The following is a 12,504-nucleotide window of genomic DNA, read 5'->3' as shown; positions in this document are numbered from 1 at the left end:
GGCCTTTAACGATTAACCCAATCTTTGTAAATTGCCATCACTTACTCTAAACTTATGTTTTTTCACCATACCCAAATAAGCTTCCTGCTTATCGTAAAAGCTAACTTGTGATGTATTAATACCTTTATAATTAGTTGCGACATTATGAAAAGTGACATCCATTTTATCTTTATTAACTTCAACAATCGCAACACCATGCTCCCACATTTTAGAAAAAGCTAAATTATCAGAGATATCAGCTCTTTTCGTGGCTGTTATTGCTAAAGTATCAAAAAATACAGGCAGCTCTTTTACCGCCGGTGATACATCTCCAAGTTGAGATAATAATTGATTCATTCCAGCATCTAAAAACGTACCAAAAGTAGATGATGAAACAGATGAAGTGGTAAAGTTAAACGATTTTGTTCCTGTAATTGAGTTTGCTTTGTGTTCTGTCACATAACTACTATGTACATCACCACCAAGTGTAATAACAGAATTAGCACTTAATACATCTTCTATTAGTCTTGCTTTAAATTGTGGAAAACCATCCCATTGATCTGCTTCAAGGTAAAACCTTTGTTTAAATGCTGCAGGTACTGCATCTGAGTCAATCGCGGCTTCTAAAACTTCAAAACCAGAGTCTGCTCGATTTGCTGATAAATCAAAAATAAGCGGTGAGAATGAAACTGAACTGCCTAAAAGTTTCCAAGTACTTGTTGATGCCGTAAAAGTTTCTTTAAGCCAATGTGTTTGCATTTCATCAAAACCGCCTTGTACAGAAGAGTTTTGTAATTGGGCCATATATTCTTTATAGCCAGCATAAAGGTCATAAGTATCTTTAATAATAAAATATCGACTGCCTAAATAATTAAATAAAGATGTTTTACCCATAGTATAAAAGGCCAAACCTTGCTCTACGCCTTGTTCAGGTAATGAAGGTAACTGTTGCAATGGATGTTCAGCTGGTAAAGAGGCTTTAGCTCCTGCTAATACCTGGTTTAAATAACTTGTTGCTAAATTACCTTTAATGACTTCTACAGCTCTTTGTTGACCTTGTAAAAGTGCATTTTGTTCTGGCATTTCAATACGAGACATGAGCTCTTGAGCATATAAGCCCGTAAATATTTCAACAAATGCCGATTTATATGGTGTAAACATGGCGTCATCAATATTTACATAGGGTGACATTTGTGCAATTACCCCTGAGACATGTTCAACTGGCATACCTCTGGCTTGTAAAAAACCGAATAGCTGGGTTTGATTTAGTTCTACTTTTGCTGGAAATGCATCCTCCTGAATGATGTGATCAGGTCTGTTTGTTCTAAAGTCCGTCATTGCAATATGGCAATGTTTCCCAAAATGGAAGTCTCTATAAATTTTTGTATTGGGAAATAAGTGCATTTCTTCAATTTTTAATTCACCAGCGTCTAAAGTATCATTCACATGCGGCTGTTCATGATCTATTGGCATGTAATCAAAATATGCAATTTCTGAATTTCGTTTTCTGTTAGTTTGCTTTTCGTTTTCAGCACCATCTGAGTAGGTTGCTTTATCGGCCCAGCTATCATCTGAAAATTCATGGTCATCCCATATCGCTATCATAGGAAACCTTTCATGTACTTTTTGTAATAATTCATCGCTACGATAGGTTTTATATAATTGGCGATAATTATCTATGCTATTTGCAGCTTGGTAAGCATTATCACCTACGCCTACATTCAAAGCACCTTCTTGGTCATTAAATTGAATTTTTCTTTCATGATCGGTTGCTTGAAATAATGGGTCGCCCGTAGTTTCGTAAATATAATCGCCTAAATGTATCACAAAATCTAAATCATCTTGGGCTAATAATGACATATAGTTATTGTAATAGCGCCCGATATAATCCTGACATGAAACATAAGCAAATTTAACTGCTACATCACTTTCTTTTGATGGTGCCGTTTTAGTACGCCCTATATGGCTGGTATAATTTTGTTCATCAACTTGATATATAAATCTAAAATAATAATAAGTTGCGGAATTAAGCTCTGTTAGTCTTATTTTTATACAGTGATCAGACTCAGTGCTTGCAGTTAAAGTCTGTTCTACCAAAAGTTGCGAAAATGCCTCATCAGTTGATACTTGAAGCATGATATCAGTATCAATACCGGATAAATTATCAACTCGCGTCCATAATATCACCGAACTTGGTTTTGGATCCCCTGATACCACAGATTGTGGAAAAAACTGGCTACCATCTAAAAAACTCGGTTCTGGAGTCACAACTTCAGGCAGCTGGGTTTTATCATTCGAACTACCACAGCCTAATATACTACTTGTTACCAATGTTGAGGCACTGATCACCATTGTTTTTATAAATTTACGTCTTGTGAATTCCATTATACTTTCCTTCTTTTTATTATTTATTGCGGATAGCCCGTTATTTTTTTTATCTGTTGATAGATTGGCTTTAATTGTTTGTACATTTTGAGATAAACGGTGTTATACAATTTATCGTATAAAACTACATTTTCTTTTATAGGTAAAAACGTCTCAACGATATGCGTCATTTGCTCAGTTGCTTTTTCATAACTTACAAAATATCCGGCTCCCACAGCTGCATTGATGGCTGCACCTAAGCCAGATGTTTCATATGTATGTGGTCTATGAGCTGGTAAATTAAAGATATCAGCACTTAATTGCATCGCAGCATCAGATTGTGAACCTCCTCCTGAAACAATGAGTCTTGTAATTTTTTTTCTTTGACGTTTTTGTAGTGTTTCTTTGCCTTCTTTTAAGGCATACGCAAGCCCTTCAAGAATCGAGCGGTAAATATGTGCTCTTGTATGTACGTCACCAAAACCTAAAATGGCGCCCTTTGCTTCCAAGTTTTTAATTCCTGGAGACCAATAAGGTTGCAACATTAATCCCAGAGAACCCGGAGGTACTTCTTTAACTAAATCATCAAAAAGGCTTTCGACTGAAACACTTAGTTTTTTTGCTTTGAGCATTTCACTTTGACCAAACTCTTTTTTAAACCAGTTCACCATCCAAAAACCACGATAAATCATGAATTCAGTATTATAGTGATTTGGAATTGCTGAGGGATAAGGTGGTATAAATGCTTGTGGTTCGATATATTTTTCATTATTAGTATTAATTGTTGCGGTAGTGCCATAGCTGAGGCTGGCAGTACTGGGTTCATAACAACCAGAGCCTAATACTTCACAGGCTTTATCTGATGCAGCTGCAATTAATTGTGTACCTTGGTTAATACCCGTTAATTTAGCTGCCGACTCTGTAATATATCCTAACAAATCACCCGGTTTAACTAATTCTGGCAACATAGATTTTTTGATATCTAATGCATGCCACTTCCAGTCATTTTTATGCGCCCATTGCTGTTTTTTGTAATCAAAAGGTAAATAACCAACGGTACAACCAATAGAGTCTTTAAACTCACCAATAAGTTGATAAGTTAAATAACCCGACAAAAGTAAAAACTTATCCGTTTTTTGCCATATTTCAGGTTGATTTTGGCTTAACCAATTAACTTGTGCTTTTTGTCTAAAATAATCAATAACTTGTGATTGCCCCAAACATTTAAACGCCAAGCCCCAGTACCATGGCATTTTTCTATTTACCTTGGCTAACCTTTGATCTAACCATAATATACTTGGCCTAAGTGGCTGCGCATTTTTGTCTAAATTGATCACGGTACCACGCTGCGTAGTCAGCGACACAACGGATATTTTATTTTGATAGCCGTTTTTAATGACATCATCTTGTTGCCACAAGTTTTGGCAACATTGCGCTAAATGAGTCCAAAAATATTTAACATCTTGTTCAGCCCAACCGGGCTTTTTTGAATAGTAGGCTTCTAACTCAATTTTACTTTTAGCAAGCAAATTTCCCTTCAGATCAAAAATCAAAGCTCTGATACTTTGTGTACCATTATCTATTGTTAGAATGAGTCCATCGCTACACGCTTTCATTTATGGCCTCTTTATTATTAAATGCGATATTGCTATAACATGTTTGCCATATTTTTTGATATCGAGATACTTCACTTTCCCATTTGTTTTGATCCCATTTTAAATAACGCATAACCCAAGGTTTAATGTTATCTAAATGCTCAAATGCGCCATTGGGAAGTACATTACCTAAACGTGTACGCCTAAGTAATAAGTCATCTAAATGTTTAACTTGCTCATTTTTTATTGACCATAAAACTTCTGCCCATAAAGTATTGCTATAAGAAATGGGCCGCATTAATTCACTTTGCAGTAATACTTCATTACTTAATGCACCAAAGTTTCCCCTTAATCGCGTTAAAACTGCATTAGAGTAATCTGTATTAACAATTGTAATATTCTGTTCGAATGCACAAAAATGCCATTTGTTAATAGGTCGATTTAACTTGCTATAAACAATGTCTAAAACTTGCTTGGCAATCACTCTAAAGGTGGTTAATTTACCACCTGCAATATTTATCAGCCCTTTGTCATACCAAATTGTATGGTCTCTTTTTTCCTTTGAAGGTTTTGTTGTTCGGCCATTGGTTACGACTGGACGTATACCTGAAAACGTAGAAATAATATCTTTTTCTGTTAATTTAATTTTGGGGAATTGATGTTTGATGCATTGCATCAAATAACTAAATTCGCCTTTGTCTATTTTTGGTTCAAGTTTTAAGTTATCAATATGCTCTACATCAGTCGTCCCTATGACTGTTACATTTTCCCATGGGTAAATTTGAACCGGACGTTTATCTAAAGGGTGAAGAACAGACATTGCACTGGCGACAGGTAAGCACCAATTAGGCACTAAAATATGACTACCACGTAAAGGCCGGATTTTGACCTTAGGCGTTGTTTGATTAAATTGATTAGTCCAAGCTCCTGTTGCATTGATCACAAACTTGGCTTTAATATTTAAAGGTGTATTTTCATCTTCTAGCTTTACCACAACGCCGGTCACTTGACCATTCTCTTTTGTTAATTCATCTACACCTAAATAATTAATCGCTAATACGTTTGATTGTTTACTTTGCGACTCTTGTAATAACCGCAGTACTAATCTGGCATCATCTGTCATCGCATCAACAAATTGGCTGCCACCATTGGCTTTATCTAACTTTGAGTTAGGAGCTAAAAATTTAAACTCTTGTTGCGGCACATAGTGATGTTGCTTTACACCAGCAATAAAGTCATAAACAGAGAGTAAACTATTAAAAATCCAAGGTTGTGGAAACTGATATTTAAAATGGCTCATTATAAAGCTCTGATTAAAAACTAAACCTTGGGAATGAGATGTCAAATGTTCTCGTTCCTTAACAGACTCAACAGTTAATGCAACATGACCATCTGCAATATAGCGTAAACCTCCATGAACCATTTTTGAAGAACGACTTGAGCTCCCCCAGGCAAAATCATTTTTTTCAAGTAAAAGAACACTTAACCCAAGCTGACTTGCTAGTTTTAAAATTCCAGCGCCAGTTATTCCTCCGCCCACAATCACAATATCCCATTGCGTTTGTTTTTTTATTAGAGCTATTCTTTCATTGCGAGACAGTTTAAAGTTATCAGTCATTTAATAATGTTCCTGGGTTTAGCTGTTTATTAGGATCAAAATGCTGACATATATTTTCTAATAGTTTTATGCCCAAAATACCTTTTTCAACTTCCAAATAAGGGGCATGGTCTTTTCCTACACCATGTTGATGACTGATAGTGCCACCGTTATTAATAATTGTAGAACTGGCTTCATGCTTTAAAGTTTTCCAGCAGGCTAAGGTACTTTTATAATCTTTTTCACAACTGAAAACATAAGTGGTATATAGGCTACAACCTTGTCCATATACATGGGATAAATGTGTAAAAACATGCACATTTTTATTTTCAATTCCTTGCTTTAAACTTGTTTCAACTTTATTAAGTAAATTATCTACATTATGCCAATCTGTTGCTGTTTCCAGCGTATCAACAACATAACCTTGTTGCCAAAGGGCATCTCTTAAATAAGGAAATTTAAAACGATTCTGTGCCCAACGATTCCCTAACATAGAACCTGTCGATATGCCTTGATATTGTTTTATAAAAGGTTTTATTTGTGTTTGTGTGGCTTTTGTTTGTTGTTTACTTCCTGTAATACCAAAGGTCAGCATACATTTTTGACTTTTACAGTTACGTAAGCTCAAATACTTTTCAAGATAAGAAATAGATTTTTCGTGCCCGGCCAGTTTTAACTGAGTTTGGGTTTCAACTGCATTACTGACCCTCAACATTGAAAGCGAGATTTTATTTTGAGCAGCCGCTTTACAAAATTTGGTGGCCATTTGCCAATCTGGGAAAAAAATAACAGAAAACTTTTCTTGTTCTGCCAACTTAGTTACGCGCACCTTAACTTCAGTGATAATGCCAAACCGCCCTTCACTACCTAATATTATTTCTCTTATATCAGGACCAGCAGAAGATGCTGGAAATGTCGGTAAATCAAGCGTACCTTCAAAGGTTTCAAAGCTACCACCCGCAAACATTTGTTCAATCCTGCCGTATCGTAATGATTGCTGACCACTAGAGCGACTTGCCACCCAGCCTCCTATTGTCGACAATTCAAATGATTGCGGAAAATGCCCTAATGTATAGCCTTTAGCTCTAAGTTGTGCTTCTACCATGGGCCCTGGAGTGCCAGCACCAAAAGTTGCAATATTACTGTCTGTGTCTAATGAGATCAGTCTATTCATATGTGACATGTCAACAGTAATAACCGCACGTTCAGATTGTTTTATATTGATATGACCGGCAACACTTGTGCCACCACCATATGGGATCAGATCTAAATTGTATTCTTTAGCCAGTAATAAAATATCTTTAATATCCTGATTATTCTCGGGGTAACATACCCCATCTGGAAATAGCCCAAAATGACCACTTCGGGTCGCTAAATAATCAGGTAGAGATTGGCCTTTGGCATGACGAACACGAATTTCTTCATTAGTATTTATCAGTTTATGAATTGGTGCCCTTGATTTTGGGACACTTGCAATGACAGACGCAAGACTCGCATCGGCTAAAACAACCCCCTTTCCAATGACGTTTTGTAAAAATTCACCTGCAGATGCTGGTAAATCCATACTATTACTTTCATCACCCCAACCATTCCAACGTCTCATTGCTTAGACCTAAATACATTATTAATTTTTATATGTCTTAGGTTAATACTGTGTAAAGTAGTTTTAAATGTCCTAAAAAGACAGTAAGAGGGTCAAAAGAGGACATTTATATCAGGAATGGTGTATATAAATTTAATGGAGGGCACATATTTACAGGGGCTGTGGGGTTGTTTTTGACAATCTAAAAGCTAAAGAGTGATCAAACATTTGATCACTCTTTAAATTTATGTATTAAAAAGTATATTCAGCACCTAAGTAATAATAAGCACCATTAAAACCAAATGGAGCTGAGCGGCGTGAGTAAGTAAATACGCCTGTACTGCTTACGATTGTATTACCATTACCATCAACGATAGTACCTGAGCGTGAATTACCAATTTCATTTTTATCTGGATAGACATCAAATAAATTATTAGCACCTATGTTGAAAGATAAATGTTCTGTTGCCTGATAATTTATACGCAGATCAGTCAAAATTTCAGCACTATAAGTCTGTCTTTCGCCATCAAGTACGGTATATTCACCAAAACGGTTAAACGCAAGATTCACTTTAACATCGCCTATCGTATACAGCGCACTTAAGTTAATACGGTCTTGAGGTTGCCACTCTTCAATAATAGAAATAGCTTGCTCAGAAAAGATTAAATCTGGTGAAATTGAACCTAAAGCACTATTTGGTGGTGTAAAAGTATCAACCACATCTGTTTCAGTAAAATTAGCTGCGAAGGTTAAATCTAAATCGCCACCAAAAGCATCTGTATTCCAAGTTGCAATAATATCGGCACCTTTTGTTTCAGTATCGGCACCATTTAAGAAAAACTGTCCTGCACCAGCACCAGATGCCGTTAATGCATTATCTAATGCAGAAGATAAACCCTGACCTAAAGAGTTACTCAGCACAATACGATCGTCAATTTCAATAGAATATAAATCAAGTGTTAAAGTGATATCATCTGTTAAATGAATAATTGACCCTAAGCTATAGTTCTTTGACTTTTCTTCTTTTAACTCTGGAATACCAATGGCTTTTGCTAAGTCACTGTCATTACGGAATGTACCAATTTGCACTGCAATTTGATCTCCTCCATTTGGATCACTGATAAATTGTGTACTGATATTATCGGTATACAGTTGCTGCATAGAAGGCGCTCTAAAACCTGTACTCATAGCACCACGAATTGCGATATCTTCAGTGATAGCCCAATTACCTGCAAGTTTAAAATTTGTACTGTCACCAAAGCCGTCATAATCATCATAACGTAGCGCACCACTTACGATTAAGTCTTCAGTTATTTCAGTTTCAACGTCTAAATAAAATGAAATGACACTTCGTGACTCATCAACAGACTGCATTGGCGCAGTACCACCAAACCCCTGTGTACCCGCAGAGCGGTCTGTAGCAAATAAACTATTACCTAATTCATCAGTATCATAATCGCGATAAGAATACTCTTCACCTGCTAATACTTTAAATTCATCTGTGCGAATTTCAGTACCCATCGCCAGTGAAAATAAATCAAAATCTTGCGTAAAGTCCAGATTGATTGTTTGTAATGATAACTCCAAACCGTACGCAAAAGCATCACGGGGAACTGACGCTCTAATTTCATCTGCAGATAACGTACTCGTATATTGCAATGAATTGGCATAAGACGAGTTAATTGTATTACTCGTAGTATAATCTATATTATTTTTACCGTAAGTGTATGACAAGTCTAATGATGAATCATTATCAAACTCTGTTTTGTAACCAAAGTTATATGAAATGTCTTTAATTTCAGTATTAATTTTTGGTAAAAAACCTTCTGGGATAGTGGCATCACCATCTTGTAATTGGGCATTACCACCAGCATTGGCATTATGTCTAAAAAATGCGGCTGATTCATTATCTCGACTTGAATAGGTAATAAAGCCATATAACTCACCATCACCTAGTTCATAACCCGTATTTATTGCGAGTCCCATTTGTTGTGAGTCGGCGTCGCCAATTCTAAAGGTAGAACGATCTGCTGTCACTTCACGCGAATCACCCGCTAAATAGCTGCCATCAGATAACTCAGTACAACCAGAATATTGACAAGAACCATGTAAACCAGCACGGTTTGTTGGGCTGCGATCACGTATATTTAACGTGGTATTTAAATAGCCATTATCTCCTAAAGCAAAGCCTTTTGATAAATCAACATTTACGCTTTCACCATCACCTTCACTATATTCACCATAAGATACAGCCGCTTTGCCCCCTTCTGATGCATCTTTTAAAACAATATTAATAACCCCTGCAATCGCATCTGAACCATACTGTGCAGCAGCACCATCTCGTAAAACTTCAATGCGTTTAATTGCAGCAGCCGGAATTGCATTCATATCTGTACCTGCAGTACCACGACCGACTGAAGTATTTATATGTATCAGACTTGCTTGATGACGACGTTTACCATTGATCAATACTAACGTTTGATCTGGACCTAAGCCCCTTAAAGTTGCGGGACGAAGCGCATCTGTGCCATCACTGACAGCAGAACTTGAAAAGTTGAATGAAGGTGCGATTGACTGCAACATTCTACCAACTTCAGTTTGACCAGTATTGGCGAGTGCTTCGGCTGATAATATATCAACAGGAACAGGTAAATCTTCAGCAGAACGACCTGCTACTCGGCTACCCACAATCGCAATTTTTTCTATGTTTTCGTCTGCGACTTGTTCATCAGCTGCAATAACGGAATGTGTTGCACTACCCAGTAAAATAGAAATAATTGCGGCACTTACTTTTGAATGATTCATTTGATGCTGTTTCCTTACTAAATATTTTAAGTTGATTATGTTAATTGACTCATTTAGCACCCTGTATGCTGAATTAATGAAATAGCCAATTAGATGAAAGTGGCAACTACATACGCTTTATGAACTTATATCTCTATTTTTCAATACACTGAAAGTAAAGTTTACAATACGCTTACAATATATTTTTATTCATGTAATTATTTTGTAACGCTAGATGCTTAAATAACTAAACAATTCACACAGAAAAATCCACTAGTGATATTTTGAATAATATTTAAAAATACGAATTTAAAACCAAAATTAAAAGGTCATGTCTCTTATTTAAAGTACCAGTTTTAGCTGAAGTTTTAATTACCAAAAAAGAATGAAATTAATATCAATTTATAATTGATGCAGTCTAAAACCTGATAGGCTGTAACCTTAACTTTGGTATTTGAAGAATTAGCAGTATGGTTTTAATAAATTATACTCAAAGTATAGTTTTGTTAAAAAGTAAGTTAGCATGAAATACAATTGTCATGGGGATATCGAACTTAATTGGCTGGGTAATATTTTAATATGCAAGCCAAGCGGGAGTATAAATTTTGAAGGTGCTCAACGTTTTCATCAATTGATTAATGATAGCATTGCCACTCACAATTACTCTCGATGGGCAAGAATTGAATATTTTACTGACATGCAAACACTAGCAACGTTAGATGCATATGAACTATTAACCTTACACTTAGAAGATATTGTTAATAAAGGGTGTATATTTATCGGTCTGGTCAGTGGAAATGCGCTTGAAATCGAACTTTTTAAAAAAGCCTGCTGCTCAATAGGTTTACCCTGTAAGGAATTTAATCACTTATCTGAAGCAATTGAATATATAACAAATAGCTTTAATACTATTTTCAGAATTTAAGAAATAAAATAATGGCACGGTTTAAAGTTATTTGTTAGCTAATGCTTGATAACACTCATTGCCATTGGTTAACCAGCTTGAAAACTTACCTGTACATCTATTTGCTGCATCTTTTGAAAATGGGCCGCTTTCCGTAATAAAAAATGTCCTTTTCTCAAGCGCATTATCGGTTAATTATCTTTTATTGGGACAACCTTATTATCTGATGAGACTGTTATGTCTGATTCATTCTCATCATCGTAATAGTTGAGGTAGTTTGGGGTGATATTGCGGGTTAACAACATAATATCTGGAGATATGATTACTGAGTACCAAGGAACATGTATTTCGTTTTCATACTCTGTTTGTGCCTCAGCTTTAGTCATTAAATCTTCTTTACTAAAATGTAACCAAGGCTTTTCAAGCCACTCAGGCCGCTGCCAGCCATTGGCTTCATTATCTTTAGGTTGTAAATGTTGATCAAATTTATAACTTCGACTTAATTCTTCAAACTCACTTACTACCTTTTTAAGTTTTTGCTTTTTCATCTTGCGCCAAAAGGCTTTTGGGCGATTATTTTTTTTATCGTACTCACAAGTAACAGGATCAAACTCACGGTATGCCTCTAAGTCTGGAACATCTGGCAAAGGATGGAGTCTATCCATAATACGCTGGATAAGTTCCCATTCTGTAAATAAATTACCAACAGAAATTGCATCATCACCACCAAAACTAAGCAATATATTTTTATCTTTAATAATTAAACGAACTGAGTAGGTTATTACGCCGTGATTGCGATAACCTTTTTCTATGTGACATGAAAAATCTTGATAAGAATAAGCTATATATTTTTTTTTCTTACCGCTAAAAACCCATACTTGCTGTTTGTTTCGATCCAAATAAACGGAGGTCTCTCCTGTTTTTTTTATAAGGAAATAGCTAAACATAGCTAAGAAATAATTCAAAAAACAACCAAAATATAATGGATAGTTAAAAAAATCATCTTCGAACTTATAAGAGACTGATAAAATAAAAAATAATGTTATGACTAAAAAATTAAATAAGCGAAACAAATTTAAAATATTAACGAGAGGTTTATCATTCTGTTGTAAATACAAATATTTTATGCCCTTTAAATTAGGTAGTTGTGCAAATTTTGAGGAATTAAGCATGCTCACGCCCGCGCCACCATACACCTTGATCATTTCCACTTTATGTAAAACAGGCTTCTTCGATAAACGTTTTACTTCGTTAAATATTTCCATAATAGTTTCTTTTATTTTTTGGTTTTCTATATAAATGTTTAAAGTCTACTTATAAAATTAAGCAAAACTAACGGTCTATTTTGTGTACTGCATCATTGACTTTTGGCTATTACCCAATAATCATCGTCTTTATTGGAAACCAGCTTACCTGAGCTGTATTTTCGGGCTGGCAACGGTAGCGCATGAGTACCGTCCTTTCCTTCCCACAAAGAGTTTTCTTGTACTTTTACAATTAATCTGCCTTGCTCTGGCAGCTTAAACCAATACCTAAATCCACTAACGTTACCTGTATTTTTGTCTTGAATGGCCTCTTTAAGCGTTGGCTCTAGCCGCTGAGCTTTATCGTAAACAAGCAAATGCCTTACCTGATAAAAACGTAAAAAATGATTAAATAAATTTAGTCACCCAATACACATACTTACTACATCATGCAC

8 protein-coding genes are annotated in these 12,504 nt (G+C 35.6%); 1 reads left to right on the top strand and 7 read right to left on the bottom strand.

What is annotated here, in order from left to right:
- Nucleotides 1–12: 12 nt before the first annotated feature.
- The 5 genes from BM088_RS15145 to BM088_RS15125 all read right to left on the bottom strand — a co-directional run bounded on the left by BM088_RS15145 (nucleotide 13) and on the right by BM088_RS15125 (nucleotide 9,922).
- On the bottom strand, nucleotides 13–2,364 hold the full coding sequence (locus BM088_RS15145; RefSeq protein WP_091985924.1) for an alkaline phosphatase D family protein: 2,352 nt from the start codon (nucleotides 2,362–2,364) through the stop codon (nucleotides 13–15).
- 23 nt (nucleotides 2,365–2,387) lie between these two features.
- Complete coding sequence (locus BM088_RS15140) at nucleotides 2,388–3,959, bottom strand: FGGY-family carbohydrate kinase (protein WP_091985922.1); 1,572 nt, start codon at nucleotides 3,957–3,959, stop codon at nucleotides 2,388–2,390.
- Nucleotides 3,946–5,556 carry a glycerol-3-phosphate dehydrogenase/oxidase gene (locus BM088_RS15135; RefSeq protein ID WP_091985920.1) on the bottom strand — a complete coding sequence of 537 codons (1,611 nt, stop codon included), beginning with the start codon at nucleotides 5,554–5,556 and terminating at the stop codon, nucleotides 3,946–3,948. The genes BM088_RS15140 and BM088_RS15135 overlap by 14 nt, the downstream gene beginning before the upstream one ends.
- Entirely contained in the window at nucleotides 5,549–7,138 is a 1,590-nt protein-coding gene (locus BM088_RS15130) for an FAD-binding oxidoreductase (RefSeq protein ID WP_091985915.1), read from the bottom strand. The genes BM088_RS15135 and BM088_RS15130 overlap by 8 nt, the downstream gene beginning before the upstream one ends.
- Before the next feature lie 231 nt (nucleotides 7,139–7,369).
- Nucleotides 7,370–9,922 (bottom strand): TonB-dependent receptor plug domain-containing protein, encoded by a 2,553-nt coding sequence (locus tag BM088_RS15125; RefSeq protein WP_091985910.1) that lies wholly within the window; start codon nucleotides 9,920–9,922, stop codon nucleotides 7,370–7,372.
- 502 nt (nucleotides 9,923–10,424) lie between these two features.
- Between BM088_RS15125 and BM088_RS15120 the strand changes: the two genes are divergently transcribed.
- Nucleotides 10,425–10,826 (top strand): hypothetical protein, encoded by a 402-nt coding sequence (locus BM088_RS15120; RefSeq protein WP_091985907.1) that lies wholly within the window; start codon nucleotides 10,425–10,427, stop codon nucleotides 10,824–10,826.
- Between the two features lie 170 nt (nucleotides 10,827–10,996).
- Here the strand turns inward: BM088_RS15120 and BM088_RS15115 are convergent, their stop codons facing one another.
- Nucleotides 10,997–12,070 (bottom strand): hypothetical protein, encoded by a 1,074-nt coding sequence (locus tag BM088_RS15115; RefSeq protein ID WP_091985904.1) that lies wholly within the window; start codon nucleotides 12,068–12,070, stop codon nucleotides 10,997–10,999.
- 92 nt (nucleotides 12,071–12,162) lie between these two features.
- Nucleotides 12,163–12,426 (bottom strand): hypothetical protein, encoded by a 264-nt coding sequence (locus BM088_RS15110; RefSeq protein ID WP_091985901.1) that lies wholly within the window; start codon nucleotides 12,424–12,426, stop codon nucleotides 12,163–12,165.
- Between the last annotated feature and the right edge of the window lie 78 nt (nucleotides 12,427–12,504).

Source organism: Pseudoalteromonas denitrificans DSM 6059 (genome assembly GCF_900112265.1).
Taxonomy (GTDB): Bacteria; Pseudomonadota; Gammaproteobacteria; order Enterobacterales; family Alteromonadaceae; genus Pseudoalteromonas; species Pseudoalteromonas denitrificans.
Note: the sequence above shows the minus strand (reverse complement) of the source record. Positions and strands in the feature narration are given on the sequence as shown.